This is a genomic window from Saccharopolyspora sp. NPDC002578 (assembly GCF_053592695.1).
On record NZ_JBSFWJ010000021.1, the window covers coordinates 1 to 17,857 of the forward strand.

Sequence of the window (17,857 nt, forward strand, 5' to 3'; positions counted from 1 at the left end):
GAACCTCAGTGCCTTCCTCGCTGCGGGATCTTTTTCCCTAGTGGCTCCGCCACGAGGGAAAAAGCTGTCCTCGCGAGGAAGGCACTGAGAACCCGCGGGTGGTCGGCTTTTCGACGTGGGCTATGTGCTTCGCACATACAGGCACGGCCTTCGGCCGCGAGGCAGGCGTGGCTCTCGCCCGCCCACTGCACGGCTTCGCCGCGAAGCACGGCCTTTCGGCCGTAATGCAGGCTTTGCTTCGCCGCCTGAGGCAGGGCTTCGCCGCACGGCGCGGCCTTTGGTCGCGAGGCTGGCGTGGCTTGCTCGCTCTACTGCACGGCTTCGGCGCGAGGCGGGGGCTTGGTTCCGGTGCTCGGGGTTGGGGCGGTGGAGGTGGTTGTTCGCTTCGCGGGCGAGGGGTCAGTCTTCGTCTTCGTAGGGGTCTTCCGGGTCGTCGGGGTTGCGGAGGCAGTGCTCCAGCCAGAGGCCTGCTGCGATCAGGGCGGCCGCGCTGATCAGGCCTATCAGGGAGGCGGTCATGTCTTCGCGGGCGGCCTGGACCGAGTCCTGGAGCGGGAGCAGGTGGCCGAGCAGGCCTGTCCACACGCCGCACATGATCGCGCCGGCCATCGAGGACGCCTTCGCCAAGGCGACGGCGCGGGCCGCGGGCAGCGCGTCGACCGGTTCCGTGCCGGGCTTGCGCTGGATGCGGGGGCGCAAGGTCAGCGCCAGCACCACGTCGACCACCGCGATCAGCAGCAGCGTCGCGCCCGCGGGCGCGGGCAACCGGGGCAGCGCGCCGTAGGCCGACCGGGCACCGACGTACGCCAAGGCCGCCGCGATCAAGGCGGCCACGACCAACTGCCGCGCCTGCGTGAACGTCATCCGATCCTGCTGCCGAGGTGCCACGATTCCAGCATCGCACTTCGCGGGAACCGGACGGCAAGGCACCGGCCGACGATCCGCTCGCGAAAAGGACTTGAGTCTCCCCCGACTGGAAGGCCGAAGGTCTCACTCGTGGACGACACGCAGCGCTACACGATCGGAGAGCTCTCCCGGCGCACCGGGCTGAGCGTGAAGACCATCCGGTTCTACTCCGACAGCGGCGTCGTGCCGCCCACCGACCGCACGCACTCCGGGTACCGGCTCTACGACGTGACAGCGATGGCGCGGCTGGAACTGGTGCGCACCTTGCGCGAGCTCGGAGCCGGGCTCGACGAAGTGCGCCGAGTCCTCGCCGAGGAGACCACGGTGCGGCGGCTCGCCGAAGCGCAACTGGACCTGCTGGAGGACCAGATGCGGTTGCTGCGAACCCGCCGCGCGGTGCTGCGGGCGGTCGTGCACCTGAACCGATCGACCGAAGAGGTGAAACTCATGCACAAGCTGGCGACCATGTCCGACGCGGAACGCAACCGGATCATCGACGACTTCTGGGACGAGACCATCGGCGGGCTGGAGGTGAACGAGCAGTTCGCCGCCTGGATGCGGTCCGCGAAACCGGAGCTGCCGGACGACCCGAGCACCGACCAGGTCGAGGCGTGGATCGAACTCGCCGAACTCGTCGGCGACCCCGACTTCCGCGCCACGGTGCGGCGGCTGTGGGAGCAGCAGGCCGCGCAGCAGGGCGGCGGGGACGCCACCCCGGTGCAGACGAAGGAGGAGGCCGCGCGCTGGTGGACGCTGTTCGAAGACGTCGAGCGGGCCGAGGAGGCCGGGCACTCCCCGGATTCCGAGCGCGGCCGTGAACTGGCCGAGCACGCCGCCGAGCTCTGGGCGCGCCAGCAGGGCGCGACCGACGGTCCGGCCGCGCGCGCCGAGCTCGCGGACAGCTTCGGCGCGCCTTACGACGAGCGGCTGTCCCGGTACTGGGAACTGCTGGCGATCATCAACGAGTGGCCGCCGCACCCCACCACCGAACGGCAGGCGCACTGGCTCGCCGACGCCGTCCGCGCCACCCTGCCCTGATCGCGGCAGGGAACACGGCACCGATCCGGCTCGGGCGGAGCGGATTCCCGGGGGTGTCCGCGCCGGCCGGGCCGAACGGCCCGCTCGACCGACCGGTCGAGCGGGCCGTTGCGCCGGTTCAACTCAGGCGCAGGTCGTCTCGCCGGTGCACGGCGTCCAATTCCGCGGCGGGCAACGCCCGGACCAAGTCGCCCACCGGGCCGTGGCCCGGCAGCACCGCGTCCGGGTCCACCACCGACCACGGGATCAGCACCGTCGCCCGCGCGGGCGTGCCGGGATGCGGCAGCAGCAGCTCCGGGTCCTCGCTGCGCACGCCGTCCACGGTGACCACGTCCACGTCGAGCGTGCGCGGCCCCCAGCGGAGCTCCCGCACCCGCTCCGCCGCGCGCTCCAGCTCCTGGCCGCGGCGCAACCAGCCCCACTCGTCCACGTCGGCGGACGCCACGACCAGCACCGCGTTGAGGAAGTCCGGCTGGTCGGTGACGCCCCACGGCGCCGTCTCGTAGACCGGGGAGACCGCCACGACCGCGTCGCCGAACCCGTCCACCGCGGACCGCAAGTGCGCCAGCCGGTCGCCCAGGTTCGACCCCAGCGACAGCACCGCCCTGCTCATCGGCGCGCTCAGCCGTTCCGCGCCGCGCGCCGGGACCGGCGCATGGTGACCGCGACGTCCGCGAAGGTCAGCGGGATCGGCGCGGACGGCTTGTGGATCGTGACCTCGGCGGCGTGGGCGCGCTGATCGGTCATGATGCCGTCGGCGATCTCCGCGGCCACCGTCTCGATCAGGTCCCGCGACGGCCCGCTCACGACGTCCGCCGCGCGCTGGGCCAGCTCGCCGTAGTGCAGCGTCTGCGCCAAGTCGTCGTCGGCCGCCGCACCGGCCAGGTCCACCCACACCGTGATGTCGACCAGGAACTCCTGGCCGTCGCGCTTCTCGTGCTCGAACACGCCGTGGTTGCCGCGCACCCGCAACCCGGTCAACGTGATCCGGTCAGCCAACGGTCCCTCCGGTGTTCCACGCCGCGGTCACCGCGACCGCGTCCAGCGAACTGCGCACGTCGTGCACCCGCACCGCCCACGCGCCGCGGTCCGCGGCCAGCGCCGAGACCACCGCCGTCGCCGTCTCCCGGCCGGCCGGGGCGCGCGGAGTGCCGTCATCATCGGCCAGCAACTTGCCGAGGAACCGCTTCCGCGACGCGCCCACCAGCACCGGGAAGCCCAATCCGACGAACTCGCCCAGCCGGTTCAGCAGCGCCCAGTCGTGCTCCCCGGTCTTCGCGAAGCCCAAGCCCGGATCGAGCACGATCGCGTCCTCCCGGACGCCCGCCCGCAACGCCGCGTCGACCTGGGCCAGCAGCTCCGAGCGCACGTCGGCGACCACGTCGCCGTACTCGGCCAGCGAGTTCATGTCGCGGCTGTGGCCGCGCCAGTGCATCAGCACCCACGGCAGCCCGGTGTCCGCGGCGACCCGCGCCATGTCCGGATCGGCCAGCCCGCCGGACACGTCGTTGATCACCGAGGCGCCCGCTCCGGCGGTGGCCGCGGCGACCTCGGCGCGGGTGGTGTCCACGCTGACCGGCACCCCGCAATCGACCAGCTCCGCCACCACCGGCAGCACCCGCTCGATCTCGATCTCGGCCAGCACCCGGTCCGCGCCCGGCCGCGTCGACTCACCGCCCACGTCGATGATGTCCGCACCCGCCTCGAACATCTCGACGCCGTGCGCCACCGCGGCCTTGCGGTCCAGGTAGCGGCCACCGTCGGAGAACGAATCGGGCGTCACGTTCAGCACGCCCATCACCGCGCACCGGCCGGGCCGGGGAAGCAGCACGCTCATCACGAACCCCTGATCAACGACAACGCCTCGGCTCGGGACGAGGCGGAGCTGCGGAAGATACCGCGCACCGCGGAGGTCGTCGTGGTCGAACCCGCCTTGCGCACCCCGCGCATGCCCATGCACAGGTGCTCGGCGTCCACCACGACGATCACGCCGCGCGGCTCCAGCTTCCGCGCCAGGGCATCGGCGACCTGCGAAGTCAGCCGCTCCTGGACCTGCGGGCGCTTGGCGTAGAGGTCCACCAGCCGCGCCAGCTTCGACAGGCCGGTGACCCGGCCCTTCTCGTTCGGGATGTAGCCGATGTGCGCCACGCCGTGGAACGGCAGCAGGTGGTGCTCGCACTGGGAGTACATCGGGATGTCGCGGACCAGCACCAGCTCTTCGTGCGCCTCGTCGAAGGTGCGGTCGAGCACCTCGTCCGGGTCGGTGTAGAGCCCGGCGAACAGCTCCTGGTAGGCGCGGGCCACCCGGGCGGGCGTGTCCCGCAAGCCCTCCCGGTCCGGGTCCTCCCCCGCCGCGAGCAGCAGTTCGCGGACCGCCGCCGCCGCTCGTTCCTGGTCGAAAGCCGGTCGATCGAAACCGGTATCACCCGGCCGGGACTCGTCCCGTCCGGACTGCTCACCGAGATTGCTGATCACGTGTCGCTCCTCCACCGGCTCACACCGAACCGAGAAAGGGCACCGTCGACGTGCGACGGTGCCCCTTCTCGGTCTTGTCGCTCTCGGCGCGAGGCGGTCAGCGCCCGCCTTCGCCCTTGTCGTCTCCCCGCTGCTCCGATTCCGGAGCCTGCTGGGACTGCTGCGCGTCGGGCTGCTGGGCGCCGGACTGCTGGTCGGCACCCGCGTCCTGCCCCGACTGCGGCGTGCCCGGTGCCGCGGTGCCCGCTTGCGGGGCCTGCTGCGCACCGGCCGCGGGGTTCTGCTCCGCGGGCTGCTGCTGCGACCGCTCCCAGGACGGGACCCACTGCTGGTACGGCTGCTGACCGGCACCGCCCGGCGCCGTCGCCGGCGTCCAGCCGGGCGGGGCGCCGTAGTTCGGCGGCACGGCCTGCGGCTGGCCGTACTGGCCCTGCGGCTGGCCGTACTGCTGCTGGCCCTGCGGGTACTGCTGGCCCTGCTGCGGGTACTGGCCCTGCGGAGCCTGCTGCTGCCCCTGCGGGTGCGGGAACTGGACCGTGCCCTGCCCGCCCTGGGGCTGCTGGCCCTGGTTGTACTGACCCGCCGGGACGGCGCCCGCGGGCACCGAACCGTTCGGACCGGGAGCAGGGGCCTGCGGTGCCTGCGCCGGTTCGGGCGCGGGCGGGGGCCACGGCTCGCCGCGCTCGATGGCCAGCTCGCCCGGAGTCTTGATCGGCGGCTTCTCCGACGGGGTGCGCCCGCCGAAGTCGTTGAACGCCGTGATCCGGGGCCGCTTCTCGACCCTGGCGAAGATCCGCTCCAGGTCCTTGCGGACCAGCGTCTCCTTCTCCAGGACCTCCATCACGAGATCGTCGAGCACGTCGCGGTAGGTGTTGAGCACCTCCCACGCCTCGGTGTGCGCGGCCTCGATGAGCTTGCGCACCTCTTCGTCGATCTCGTGCGCGACCTCGTGCGAGTAGCTCGCCTGCTGCCCGGCGGAGCGGCCCAGGAACGGGTCGCCCTCCTCCTTGCCGTACTTGACGGCGCCGAGCCGAGCGGTCATGCCGTACTCGGTGACCATCGCGCGGGCGATCTTCGTGGCCTGCTCGATGTCGCTGGAGGCACCGGTGGTGGGCTCGTGGAACACGAGCTCCTCCGCGGACCGGCCGCCGAGCGCGAACACCAGGCGCCCGATCATCTCCGAGCGGGTCATCATGTCCTTGTCGTCCTCGGGGACGACGAGCGCGTGCCCACCGGTGCGGCCGCGCGGCAGGATCGTGAGCTTGTAGACGGGATCGACGTCCGGCATCGCCCAAGCGGCCAGCGCGTGCCCGCCCTCGTGATACGCGGTGATCTTCTTGTCCCGCTCCGAAATGATCTTGCTCTTGCGGCGCGGGCCGCCGACCACGCGGTCCACCGACTCCTCCAGAGCCGCACCCGTGATCAACTGACCGTTCTCGCGGGCCGTGAGCAGCGCGGCCTCGTTGACCACGTTCTCCAGGTCCGCGCCGGAGAACCCGACGGTCCGCTTGGCCAAACCGTCCATGTCGGCGTCCTGCGCCAACGGCTTGCCCTTCGAGTGCACGTCCAGGATCGCCTTGCGGCCGCGGATGTCCGGCGCCGACACGGGGATCTGCCGGTCGAAGCGGCCCGGGCGCAGCAGCGCCGGGTCCAGGATGTCCGGGCGGTTCGTCGCGGCGATCAGGATGATGCCGCCGCGCGAGTCGAACCCGTCCATCTCTACCAGCAGCTGGTTCAGCGTCTGCTCGCGCTCGTCGTGCCCGCCGCCGAGGCCGGCACCGCGCTGGCGGCCCACCGCGTCGATCTCGTCGACGAAGATGATGCACGGCGCGTTCTGCTTGGCCTGCTCGAACAGGTCGCGGACGCGGGAGGCGCCGACACCGACGAACATCTCCACGAAGTCCGAACCGGAGATCGAGTAGAACGGGACGCCGGCCTCACCGGCGACCGCGCGGGCCAGCAGCGTCTTGCCCGTACCGGGCGGACCGTAGAGCAGCACGCCCTTCGGGATCTTCGCGCCCAGCGCCTGGTAGCGGCCGGGGCTCTGCAGGAAGTCCTTGATCTCGTGGAGTTCCTCGACGGCCTCGTCGGCGCCGGCGACGTCGTTGAACAACGTCTTGGGCATGTCCTTGGTGAGTTGCTTCGCCTTGGACTTGCCGAAGTTCATCACCCGGTTCCCGCCGCCCTGGACGTTGTTCATCATCCACATGAGCAGCAGCACCAGCAGACCGATCGGCAGCAGATAGATCAACATCTGCGTCCAGAACGAGTCCTGGGTGACCTCGGTGTTCCACTTGTCGACGTTCGCCTGCCGGATGTCGTTGACCACCGCGTCGGTGGCGCCGGCAGGGTACTGCGCCATCAGCTGATTGCTGTTGGCGAAGCTCTGACCCTGTTTGAGGTTCAGCAGGACGCGTTGCTCTTTGTCCTGGATGGTCGCCTCGGCTACCTTGCCCTCGGAAATCTGCCGGAGAGCTTCGGAGGTCGAGACCTGCTGATAGGCCTTGGTCTCATCGAAGAGCACGCTGAGGCTCATTATCAGCGCTAACACCGCCAGGATCCAAAGCAGCGGGTTACGGAGCAGGCGCTTGAGGTCCATTCACTTGCGGCCGGCGGTCGGCCTCGACCCTCCCTGACTTCACTTCGGGCAACGGCACCGGTGAACGGCGCACGAACCGTCGCCGCCGTCAACCCCCTCGGACCAGCGTACCGGCCGCCGCGAGCGCGCCACCACGCCGAGCGTTGTGCAGGTCGACAAGCCTACCCCCGAACGGAACCGGACCTTTCCCACACCTGCTCCCAGCAGGCGCGCTCCTCACCGGCCGGAGGTGTACACCTTCGGATCGAGGGTGCCGATGTAGGGCAGATCACGGTAGCGCTCCGCGTAGTCGAGCCCGTAGCCCACGACGAACTCGTTCGGGATGTCGAACCCGACGTAGCGGACGGGCACGTCCACCTGCACGGCGTCCGGCTTGCGCAGCAGCGTGCACACCTCCAGCGAGGCGGGGTTGCGCGAAGCCAGGTTCTTCAGCAGCCAGGACAGCGTCAGGCCGGAGTCGATGATGTCCTCGACGATCAGCACGTGCCTGCCCGCGATGTCCCGGTCCAGGTCCTTGAGGATCCGTACCACTCCGGAGGACGAGGTCGACGAGCCGTACGAGCTCACCGCCATGAACTCGAGCTGCGTCGGTCGCGGCAACTCCCTGGCGAGGTCGGTCATGAACATGACCGCGCCCTTGAGCACGCCCACCAGCAGCAGATCGCCGCCTCTGGCGTCCTGGAAGTCCTCGGCGACCTGCTTGGCCAACTCGGCCGTCTTGTCCTGGATCTGCTGCTCGGTGATGAGCACTGAAGCGATGTCGCCGTCGTACACGGACCGGCTTCCCCTCTCGCTGTTGGGTGCACGTTCACCCGCCGCTCACCGGCCCGGCGGTTCCCCGTCCACCACGTTCCACCTGAAGCCTGCCATGCGCCCGGCGCAGCACAAAGCCGCCCGGCAGCGCACGAGGGCCCTGACCGCGCCACGCACCGGCCAGCGCGTCCGCCGCGCGGAGGTGGGCGTCGGAGAGCTCGGCGACCCCGCGCTCCAGCAACCACCCGCGCAGCACCCTGCGGCGCACCGCGGGCGGGTGCGCGGCCAAGGCCGCCGCATCCAGCTCCGCACCCCGTTCCACCTGCGCGCGAACGGTCGCGGCGACCTCGTCGAGGGCGTCGGCGTCCTCCCGCAGCTGGCGCGCGGTGCGGGCCAGCGCGCTCGCCACGCCGCCCTGCAGCACGTCCTCCAGCAGCGGCAGCACCTCTGTGCGCAACCGCACACGGGTGAACCGGCTCTCGCCGTTGTGCGGGTCCTGCCACGGACGCAGGCCGGCCTCGGCGCAGGCCCGCACCGTCGTGTCCCGCGAGACGCCGAGCAGCGGGCGCGCCCACGGCCGGTCCCACGGGCGCATGCCAGCGATGGAGCGGGCGCCGGAGCCGCGCCCGAGGCCGAGCAGCACGGTCTCCGCCTGGTCGTCGAGGGTGTGCCCGAGCAGCACGGCCGCCCCGGCGGGCCGGGCCCGGTCGAGCTCGGCGTACCGGGCTCGCCGCGCCGCCGCTTCCGGGCCGCCGGGGCCGGTCACCCGCGCCGCCAGCACCGCGACGTCGGCGAACCCGAGCCGCGCGAGCTGATCGGCGGCGCGCGCGGCGACCTCGGCGGAACCGTCCTGCAAGCCGTGGTCGACGACCCGGGCGCGGACCCGCAGCTCCTGCTTGCGGGCGCAGTGGGCGGTCGCGGCGGCGAGCGCGAGGGAATCCGCTCCGCCCGAGCAAGCCACCACCAGCGGCGCGTCCCGCACCTCGGCGGTGGCGGCGAGGAAACCCCGCACCGCGGAACGGACCTCGAGCATCGCGGGCCCCGCCTCGACGGGCGCGCGACGATCAGAAGCGGAGGTCACCGCCCCATTGTGGTCCCCGGCGGACGCGCACCGGGCGCTCGGTCCGCCGCTCGCCCCGAAGCGGAGCGGGCTTTCACCCGTGGACGCGGCGCAGCCAGGCGGCGGGGTCGGTGGTCTCGGCGCGGGTCGGCAGGTGCTCCGGTGAGGTCCACACCGCGTTGAACCCGTCCATGCCGACCTCCCGCACCACGTGCCGGGTGAACGCGGCGCCCTGCGCGTACTGGCGCATCTTCGCGTCCACGCCGAGCACGCTGCGCAGCAGCCGGTCCAGCAGGCCGCCGCCTTGGCGGCGTTCGGTGAACCGGCGGCGGATGGTCGCCACGCTGGGCACCACCTCCGGGCCCACCGCGTCCATCACGTGATCGGCGTGGCCTTCCAGCAGGGTCGACAGCGCCAGGATCCGATCGAGCGCGGCGCGCTGCCGGGGACCTTGCAGCAGCTCCACCAGGCCGAGCACGCCAGGACTGGACTGGGCGTCGGGCCCCGCCCGCACCCCGCGCACCGCGCCGGGCAGCCTGCTCAGCAGCTCACCGGGCGAGGAGTCCAGGTCGGACAGCAGCATGCCGAGGCTGTCGGCGAAGTGGTCCCGCAACCACGGCACCGCGTTGAACTGCAACCGGTGCGTCGACTCGTGCAGGCACACCCACATGGTGAAGTCGTCCGCGGGCACGTCCAGCGCCTGGCGGGCCGCGACGATGTTCGGCGCCACCAGCAGCAGCCGCCCCGGCCGGGTGCCCTGGTCGCTGGGCAGGAACGGGTCGTACTGCCCGAGGACCTTGGTGCCCAGGTACGACAGCACCAGCCCCGCTTGCACGCCCGCGCCGCGCACGCCGAGCCCGCCGAGCAGGTCGCTGCCGGTGGAACGGGAGTTCAGCGCGATACCGGTGAGCTCGGAGAGCCCGCGCGCCGCGGCCCGCACCCACTCGGTGCGGTCCACCACGTCGCCTTCGAGCACCGGCAGGTCCAAGCCGAGCCCGGTCAGCTCCCGCACGTGGGTCTCAGCGGCGACGCTCGCCCTGCGGAGCTCGCGCACCGCGTGCGCCGCCTCCGACCGGGAGACCTCGGGGCCGGTCTGCATCAACCGGCCCGCGGTGGCCGCGGCGAGGTCCCAGTCGAGCGTCCGCCGCGCTCCGTCCCGGCTGTTCGGTCGGGGCGGCAGCGTGGCGGATCGCGAAGTCACGAAACCGACCGTACTCCGGGTGAGCTGGGCCGCGACACCGCTGCGGCGGCGCGTCCGGTCAGCGGCATCCGCACTGCTGGATCGCGCCCGCGACCTCGTCGAGGGCGGGCCGGACCGAGTCCGGGGCGGCCGTGCTGTTGGACATCAGCGCGAACACGAGCAGCCTGCCGTCCTGGGTGAGGATCGTGCCGGAGAGGCTGTTCGCCCCGTCCAGCGTGCCCGTCTTCGCCCGGACCCAGCCGCGCCCGTCGCCATCGCCGTAGCGGTCGGCGAGGCTGCCCGAACCGCCCGCGACGGGCAGCCCGGTCAGCAGCGCCCGCAGCTTCGAGCTCCGCTGCGAGAGCCCGCCGTCGCGCTCGGGCGCGGTCGCGGTGGCCATCAGGTCCGCCAGCACCTTCGCCGGGATCCGGTCCTGGGTGGACAGGCCGCTGCCGTCGGACATCTGCACGCCGGTGAGGTCGACGTCGTTGCGCTGCAGCACTTCGCGCACGGCCTTCACCGAACCGGCGAAGGACGGCTCGTTGCCGGTCTTGATCGCGACCTCGCGGGCCAGCGCTTCGGCGAGCACGTTGTCCGAGTGGATCAGCGTGGTCTCCATCAGCTTGCGCATGGTCGGCGAGTCGACGGATCCCAGCGCCTGCGCGTTGTTCGGCGCCGTTCCCTCCGAGACCGCCGACGACGGCACCCCGAGCCGGGAGGCGAGCTCCTCGCCCGCCTTCGCCGCCGGCGAGAGGGTGCGCGTTCCGTAGTCGTCGGTCGGGTCCGCGCGACCTCCGTCGGCCATCACCGACTCCATCGGCGCCATGATCCCGGCCGGGATGTCCTCAGGCAGCCAGCCGGGAGCAGTCGACTCGCCCCGGTAGCGGCTGGTGTCGACCTGGATCGACGTGACCTGGCCGCCCGTCGCGGCCCGCACCTGCGCGGCGAGGTCGTCGAAGCGCGCCGCTCCCGGGTACACCGACTCCTCGCCCGCGGGCAGCGTCGTGAGGGTCGGGTCGCCGCCGCCGACGAGCACCACGCTGCCGGGCTCGGACCCGCGCACCACCTTGGTGGTGAACCGCGCGTCGTGGTCGAGCTCCAGCATCGCCGCGCTCATCGTGAGCAGCTTGCCGGTGGAGGCGGGCATCATCGGCCGGTTCTGGTCGCGTTCCCACAGGGTGCGCCCGGACTGCACGTCGACCACGGCGCCCGTGACGGGGGCGAGCACGGGGTTCGCCAGCGGCTCGCTCACTGCGGCCTCCACCCCGGACCGGCCGGGCTCGGGCGCGCTGGTGCCCACCGGGCGGATCGACGGGGCGAGCCGCACCGGCGCGGGAGCGTCGGCGAGCCGCGCGGCGTTGAGCCCGCTGATCAGCGCGGGCACCCCCACCGCGAGCCCCGCTCCGAGCACGACCACGGTCAGCACCGCCAGCAGCACCGTCGCCAGCTTGCGGCGCGGCGCGGGAGCGGCCGGGCGCTCGTCCTGGTGGTCGTGCTCGTCGTGGTCCTGCTCGGGTTCGGGCTGCGGTTCGATGCGCTGCGGCGTCGCCCGGTGCGCGTCCTGGTGCGGCTGCTGCTGGAAGGAAGCGGGCGCGGCGAAGTCCTGCGGCTGCGCGGGCGGCGGCGGGCTCGGCTGCTGCGGCGGCGCCGGTCGGGGCGGCGCGGGCCGGGCCTGGGCGGACTGCCGGGCCTGCGGCGCGGGAGGCGGGCCGGTGAAGTCGGGGCGGCGGAACTGCTGCGTCCGCTCCGCGTCCGACGGTCCCGGCACCGGAGGCCGCGCGGGCTGCGGCGGCGCCGGCGGGACGATCGGAATCCGGGTGGTCGGCGGGCCCGGGTCGAACGCCTGCGGTCGCTGCGGCCCGGGAGTCTGCGGGCCGGGCCGGTCGTCGGTGGCGGGGCCGTCGCCTTCGCGGAACGCCTGCGGCGACTCCGCGCGGCCGTCGGTCCGGCGGGAGTCCTCCGGCTGGCCCGCCTGCTCGCGGCGCCGGGTCTCCTGTTCGAGGTCGGCGAGGCTGAACCGCTGGGTGTCCTCGATCCGCCGGAACTGCTGGGTCTGCTCGACGGGCGCGGGGCCGATCGGGGTGCCGGCGTCCGCGGTGAACGCCGAGTCCACGGCGGGCGGCGGCTCGACGCGCGGCCGGGAATCGGTGGACGAGGGCGGCGACGCGGCGGCGTCCGCGGTGAACGCGGAGTCGTCGCCGTCGGACTCGGGTTCTTCGGGTTCCGCTTCGACGCGCGCCTGCTCGGCGGTGGGCCACTCGTCGCGGTCCGCGCGGCCGGTCTCGGCGGCGGTGTCCGGCGCCGGGCGGTCCCGCAGCGCGTCCTCGCGCTGGTCCTCGCGCCGCAGGTCGACGCGGGCGGTCGCGTCGGTGGCGGTGCCGAAGCGGCCGGTGGCGACGTCCGCGGTGGCGTCCCGCGACTCCTCGTCCGCGTCCCGGCGGTCGTCGACGTCCCGGCGGTCGTCGACGTCCCGGCGGTCGTCGACGTCCCGGCGGTCGTCGACGTCGCGGCGGTCGTCGACGTCGGCGGTCGCGTCCCGCTCGGTCTCGACATCGTCGGTCGCGTCCCGGTCAGCCTCGGCGTCGGCGGGCGCATCGCGGTCGTCGACGTCAGCGGGGGCGTCCTGGTCGGCGTCGGAGGGCGCGTCCTGAGCCGCCTCGGTGGTGGTGCCGGTCGCCGAGTCCGCGGCCTCCGGCTCGGCGGCGGGCGCCGCCTCCTGCGCCGCGGTGTCGTCGCGGCGCTCGGTGTCCGGCCGGTGCTCCGCGATCGCCCGCCGGTCGAGGCGCTCGGTCGCGGGTCCCGCGTCACCGCGCGACTCGGTCTCGGTGACCGGCTCGGTCCGGGAGTCGCCGGTGGTCCGGGGCTCGTCCGGGGACACCGCCCGCTGCGGGCCGGTCGTCTCGACGTCGTCGGTCGGCTCGGCCTGCGCTGCCGTCGCGGTGTCCACGGCGGAAGCGCCGGGCGCCTCCGGTTCGGCGGCCGGTACCGGCCGCTGCGGCCCCGTGACCTCGACGTCCTCGACGCGATCGGCCGGGACCGCGGGCTGCGGGCCGGTGACTTCGGCGTCATCGAGGGCTTCCGGTGCTGCGCCGGTCCCATCGGCGGGAGCCTGCTCGGCGGGCTCAGCCACCGCGCTCTCGTCCGCAGCGGTCCCGAAGGTCGCGGTCCCGGAGGTCGCAGGCTCGGGTGCCGCGGTCTCAGAGGTCGCGATCTCAGGGGCTGGGGGCTCGGGTGCCGCGGTCCCGGACGCCGTGTCCTCGGTCTCGGGCGCCGCCGTCGCGGCGGACCCAGCGGCCGGAGTCTCGGCGGGCGTGGTCCCGGTCGACGTGGTCTGGGCGGCCGTGGTCTCGGTCGACGTGGTCTCGGTCGACGTGGTCTCGGTCGACGTGGTCCCGGTCGACGTGGTCCCGGTCGACGTGGTCTGGGCGGCCGTGGTCTCGGTCGCGGTGGTCTCTGGCCAGGCGCCCGCGCCGATCCAGCTCGGTCGGCCGGAGCCGCCGGGCCGCTCCGAATCGCCCTGGTCCGGCTCCTGCTCCGCCGCTTCCGGTGCGGGTGGCTCGTCCTGCGCGGCCGTCTCCGGCCGGGACGAGTCGTCGCCGACCTCCGACGAGGCCGCCGGTCGCTGATCATCGTGCGTCCGCCCGGGTTCCTGCTGGCCGGCGGAGCTCGCGTCCTCCGAGTCGCCGGTGGGCGCGGGCTCGTCCGAGTCCGTCGTCGACTCGGCTTCCGCCTCGGCGGGACGCTCCGCCTGCGCCGGTGCACCGGTCGCGTCGGTTCGGGTGCCGTCCTGGGCGGAGGCCTGGTCCTCCCCGGCGTCCGAGCCGGTGGTGGACGAGGTGTCGTCCGGGCCGGTCGTGCCCGAGTCCGCCGCGGTGGATGCCGCGCTCCCCGATTCCGAAGTCCCGGAGTCGGCAGCGGTCGCGTCCGAGGACTCCGCCTTCGAAGTCCCGTCCTCCCCAGCCGTCGAGTCCGCGTTCTCCGGCTCACCGGCAGCGGAATCGGACTTCTCGGATGCGGAGGAATCGGTGGCAGCGGCGTCGGAGGTCTCCGATTCGTCCTTCGAACCCCCGGTGCCCTGCCCTGCCGAATCCCGGGTCTCCGCGGTCTCCGCGCCCGAGATCATTCCCGTGACCCGGGACCCCGTGGTCTGCCAGCCGGAGAAGTCGTGCGCGGCGGCCTGCCGCCCGGCGTTCGGCTCGACCGAGCCGACGAAGCCCACCGCTCGGGCCACCGGCGCGGTGCCCGGCGTGCTCGGCGCGTCCTCGTCGAGGGTGCCCCGCACCGTCGACCCGCTGCTCATCGCCGCAGCCGTGTCCGAGCTCGCGTCCGACGAGTCGTCGCGCTGCTCGGCCTCGCTCGACGAGCCCTGCTCAGCGGATTCCCCACCTGACGCGGCGTCCTCGTCCTGCGCCCGCGCGGCGCCCTCGGCCGCCACCGAGTACGCAGGCCGTCCGTCCGGCTCCGCGGAACCGCCCTCGGTCGTGCTCTCATCCGGCCGTTCCTCGGGCTCGGCGTCACCGCCGCCGACCGCACCCGCGGCCCCAGCCTCCGAATCGCCCCCGGCCTGGTCGTCGTCCGGAGTCGCGGAACCACTCGTCCCGGACTCGGCCGCGGAACCACCGGCCGTCGATCCGCCGGAACCGGCACCGCTCGCACCGGAATCGCCGGACGAACCGGCCCGCTCGGCACCAACGGGCTCGGCTTCCTCAGCGCCGGAACCACCGTCCCCGGAACCAGCCGCCCCGGTCTCAGCGTCCCCAGCGCGCGATTCGTCCGCGGAATTCGATGGTTCCACCGCGGTCTCGTCGGCCTGCTCCGAAGACGACCGCCCGGAATCCCGATCGCCGTCCGCCCGATCGGCCTTCTCGTCCTGGTCGATCCGGACCGTGCCCGTGATCGAGGCCCGCGCGGACGCCTTCTCGGTGTTCCCGCCGGTCGACGTGGTCTCGGCACCGGACGCTTCAGTGTTCACCGGCTGTTCATCGCCGGAAGAGGCCGACTCGTTCCGCTCGCCCCCGGCGGAAGCACCCGCCGCCGCCTCAGCGGTCGTCCCCTGGTCCTCCACCGGAAAGCCGGGATCGTCGCCCGCGGACTCCTCCGCCTGGTGCTCCGTCGGCCAAGGCTGCTCATCAGCACGCGCGCGATCCCGCTCGGGATGCTCGGCGTCCGCGCTCCGCCCCTGCTCATCGCCCTGCGAACCCGCCGTTGAGGCGGCCGCTTCCGTGGCGGGCTGCTCGGTGGCGTCGGGCTCGGACACCTCACCCCTGAGGCTGTGGGGTTCGGGCACGGGCTTCCTCCTCGACGGTTCGCAAGACTGCCAGATGCGAGCTGCCGCACTGCGGTGGGGCTCGGCGCGCGGCCGTGGTCCACACTAGACGTGGTCGTGCCGCATCACGGGCGGCCACTCCGACGTGTGAGCCTGCCGCTCGACCTCGGGTGACGCCGTGCGGTGAACGACGAAATCATCGCAGGTCAGGACACTGACGATGTACGGGACCGGGATGCGGGACCGGCCTGGCAACGGCGGCCGGACGGTCGGGCACAGTCTCGACGAGCAAGCTGGCGAGAACGAGTGAGGAACCGCGTGGACTTCGACGTCACCATCGAGATCCCCAAGGGGAACCGGAACAAGTACGAGGTGGACCACAAATCCGGCCGGATCCGGCTGGACCGGACGTTGTTCACCGCCACCCAGTACCCCGCCGACTACGGCTTCGTCGAGGACACCCTCGGCGAAGACGGCGACCCGCTGGACGCCCTGGTGCTGGTGCAGGAGCCCACCTTCCCGGGATGCCTGATCACCGCGCGCGCGGTCGGCATGTTCCGGATGCGCGACGAGAAGGGCGGCGACGACAAGGTCATCTGCGTCCCGTCGGACGACCCGCGCCAGGAGCACCTGCGCGACATCCACCACCTGGCGGAGTTCTACCGCCTGGAGATCCAGCACTTCTTCGAGGTGTACAAGGACCTGGAGCCCGGCAAGAGCGTCGAAGGCGCCACCTGGGTCGGTCGCACCGAAGCCGAGGCGGAGATCAAGCGCTCCTACGAACGAGCCAAGGAACAGGGCCACTGAGACCCGGATCTTCCTTGGAACGGCCTGCTTAGCGGGTCGCTCAGCGGAACCTCAGCGGCTTCCTCGCTGCGGGATCTTTTTTCCAAGTGGCTCCGCCACGAGGAAAAAAGCTGTCCTCGCGAGGAACCCGCTGAGAACCCGCCGGTGGTCGGCTTGCTCTAGCCGGTCACTGCTCAGCGGCTTCGCCGCTGACAGGACGAGGATCAGAAGATTGCACCGAAGGCCCTTCCCGGATCGGGGAGGGCCTTCGTCGTGGGGTCAGCGGGGTTGGTGGCCGAGGGCGGTGGAGACGTCCATGGCGGCGGCGCGGATTCGGTCGCCGAACTCGCGCAACCGGGTCATGTCGTGCTCCAGGGCGAGCGTCGAGACGCTTACTCCGCCGACGACGGCACCGGAGTGGTCGCGCACGCAGGCGCCGGTGCAGCGCACGCCGAGCTCGTTCTCCCCGTCGTCGAGCGCGTACCCGGCGGCCCGGACCTCGTCGAGCTGCGCGTGCAGCTCGCGCTGGGTGGTCAGCGAGTTCGCGGTGCGCGCGGGCAGGTCACCGGCACCGATGAGCTCACCGACGGCGTCGGCGGGCAGTTCCGCCAGCACCGCTTTGCCGATGGCGCTGGTGTGCCACGGCAAGTGCATGCCGATCCGCGAGCCCATCCGGTACGGCTTGTCCGGCTCGACCTTGTGCACGTACAGCAGCTCACCGCCGAAACGCATCGCGAAGTGCACGGTGCAGCCGGTGTCGTCGCGCAGCCGCACCAGCGCCGGATCGGCCTGCGCGGCCGGATCGAAGCGGTAGAGCACCTTTCCCGCCAGCGCGAGCACCCGGTCCCCGGTGCGGTAGCCGGTGTCGTCGCTGTGCGCGAAACCGGTCTCCACCAGCACCTGCAGCAGCCGGTGCACGGTCGACTTGGGCAGGCCGGTGGCGGCGGCGAGCTCGGTGACGCGGCCGTGGTCGGCGAGCGCTTCGAGCACGCGCAGCGCCTTGCGGACCGCGCCCGGCCCTTCGGTGGTGCTGGTCACCGGGCCATCCAACCACCGTCGACGACGAGGACGTGCCCGTTGACGTAGTTCGACGCGTCCGAGGCCAGGAACACCGCGGCCCCGGTGAGGTCGTCCGGTTCGCCCCAGCGCCCGGCGGGGATGCGTCCGCGCAGCTCCGGCTCGCGCTGCTCGTCGGCCTGCAGCACGGCGGTCTGATCGGTCCGGATGTAGCCGGGCGCGATGGCGTTGACCTGCACCCCGCTCGACGCCCACTCGTTGGCGAGCGCCTTGGTGAGCCCGGTGACCGCGTGCTTGGCCGCCGCGTACGCGGGCACCCGGACGCCGCCTTGGAACGACAGCAGCGAAGCGATGTTGATGATCTTCCCGTGCCCGCGGGCCAGCATCCGCTCCCCGGCGAGCCTGCTGAGCAGGAACACCGCGTCGAGGTCCACGTCGAGCACTCGCCGCCAATCCGCGTAGGACACCTCGGCGGCGGGTTCCCGGTGGATGATCCCGGCGTTGTTGACCAGCACGTCGACCTGCCGCTCGGCGAACGCCGCGCGCAGCCGCTGCTCGGCCGCCGCCGGGTCCGCGAGGTCGACGCCGACGGCCTCGGCCTCGGCACCGCGCCGGCGCACCTGCTCGGTCACCTCGTCGAGCGTGCCCTCGCGCCCCAGCAGGACCAGACCGGCACCGGCTCCGGCGAGTCCTAGGGCGATCGCCCGGCCGATCCCGGTGCGCGCACCTGTGACAAGCGCGGTCCGCCCGCGCAGCGAGAACAGTTCAGCGCTCATG

Annotated in this window: 14 protein-coding genes; 2 read left to right on the forward strand and 12 right to left on the reverse strand. The window is 72.9% G+C overall.

Going from position 1 to position 17,857, the window contains the following annotated elements; translation table 11 throughout:
• Positions 1-399: 399 nt before the first annotated feature.
• Entirely contained in the window at positions 400-864 is a 465-nt protein-coding gene (locus ACWD38_RS12895; RefSeq protein WP_184483523.1) for a DUF3180 domain-containing protein, read from the reverse strand.
• Between the two features lie 132 nt (positions 865-996).
• Between ACWD38_RS12895 and ACWD38_RS12900 the strand changes: the two genes are divergently transcribed.
• Entirely contained in the window at positions 997-1,944 is a 948-nt protein-coding gene (locus tag ACWD38_RS12900; RefSeq protein WP_450124107.1) for a helix-turn-helix domain-containing protein, read from the forward strand.
• 118 nt (positions 1,945-2,062) lie between these two features.
• On the opposite strand, the gene folK is transcribed toward ACWD38_RS12900, so the two are convergent.
• From folK to dacB, 9 genes are all read right to left on the reverse strand, one after another.
• Entirely contained in the window at positions 2,063-2,557 is a 495-nt protein-coding gene (folK, locus tag ACWD38_RS12905) for a 2-amino-4-hydroxy-6-hydroxymethyldihydropteridine diphosphokinase (protein WP_184483527.1), read from the reverse strand.
• Positions 2,558-2,565: 8 nt separating this feature from the next.
• Complete coding sequence (gene folB, locus ACWD38_RS12910; protein WP_184483529.1) at positions 2,566-2,943, reverse strand: dihydroneopterin aldolase; 378 nt, start codon at positions 2,941-2,943, stop codon at positions 2,566-2,568.
• Positions 2,936-3,781 (reverse strand): dihydropteroate synthase, encoded by an 846-nt coding sequence (gene folP / locus ACWD38_RS12915; protein WP_450124108.1) that lies wholly within the window; start codon positions 3,779-3,781, stop codon positions 2,936-2,938. Before folP ends, folB begins: the two co-directional genes overlap by 8 nt.
• Complete coding sequence (folE, locus tag ACWD38_RS12920; protein WP_184485848.1) at positions 3,781-4,416, reverse strand: GTP cyclohydrolase I FolE; 636 nt, start codon at positions 4,414-4,416, stop codon at positions 3,781-3,783. The genes folP and folE overlap by 1 nt, the downstream gene beginning before the upstream one ends.
• A gap of 100 nt (positions 4,417-4,516) precedes the next feature.
• Positions 4,517-7,018: an ATP-dependent zinc metalloprotease FtsH gene (gene ftsH / locus ACWD38_RS12925; RefSeq protein ID WP_184483533.1), complete on the reverse strand. Its 2,502-nt coding sequence runs from the start codon at positions 7,016-7,018 to the stop codon at positions 4,517-4,519.
• Between the two features lie 216 nt (positions 7,019-7,234).
• Positions 7,235-7,792 (reverse strand): hypoxanthine phosphoribosyltransferase, encoded by a 558-nt coding sequence (hpt, locus tag ACWD38_RS12930; protein ID WP_184483535.1) that lies wholly within the window; start codon positions 7,790-7,792, stop codon positions 7,235-7,237.
• Positions 7,793-7,826: 34 nt separating this feature from the next.
• The gene (gene tilS, locus ACWD38_RS12935) at positions 7,827-8,804 is read right to left on the reverse strand and encodes a tRNA lysidine(34) synthetase TilS (protein ID WP_184485861.1); all 978 of its coding nucleotides are present in this window, start codon (positions 8,802-8,804) and stop codon (positions 7,827-7,829) included.
• 121 nt (positions 8,805-8,925) lie between these two features.
• Positions 8,926-10,032: a zinc-dependent metalloprotease gene (locus ACWD38_RS12940; RefSeq protein WP_184483537.1), complete on the reverse strand. Its 1,107-nt coding sequence runs from the start codon at positions 10,030-10,032 to the stop codon at positions 8,926-8,928.
• Positions 10,033-10,090: 58 nt separating this feature from the next.
• Positions 10,091-15,298, reverse strand: a complete 5,208-nt coding sequence (dacB, locus tag ACWD38_RS12945) for a D-alanyl-D-alanine carboxypeptidase/D-alanyl-D-alanine endopeptidase (RefSeq protein ID WP_450124109.1) — start codon at positions 15,296-15,298, stop codon at positions 10,091-10,093.
• A gap of 297 nt (positions 15,299-15,595) precedes the next feature.
• Here dacB and ACWD38_RS12950 point away from each other — a divergent pair, with 297 nt between their 5' ends.
• Complete coding sequence (locus ACWD38_RS12950; protein ID WP_184483541.1) at positions 15,596-16,084, forward strand: inorganic diphosphatase; 489 nt, start codon at positions 15,596-15,598, stop codon at positions 16,082-16,084.
• Positions 16,085-16,342: 258 nt separating this feature from the next.
• Here the strand turns inward: ACWD38_RS12950 and ACWD38_RS12955 are convergent, their stop codons facing one another.
• Positions 16,343-17,101 carry an IclR family transcriptional regulator gene (locus ACWD38_RS12955; protein ID WP_450124110.1) on the reverse strand — a complete coding sequence of 253 codons (759 nt, stop codon included), beginning with the start codon at positions 17,099-17,101 and terminating at the stop codon, positions 16,343-16,345.
• Complete coding sequence (locus ACWD38_RS12960; protein WP_184483545.1) at positions 17,098-17,856, reverse strand: SDR family oxidoreductase; 759 nt, start codon at positions 17,854-17,856, stop codon at positions 17,098-17,100. Before ACWD38_RS12960 ends, ACWD38_RS12955 begins: the two co-directional genes overlap by 4 nt.
• Position 17,857: the final 1 nt, after the last annotated feature.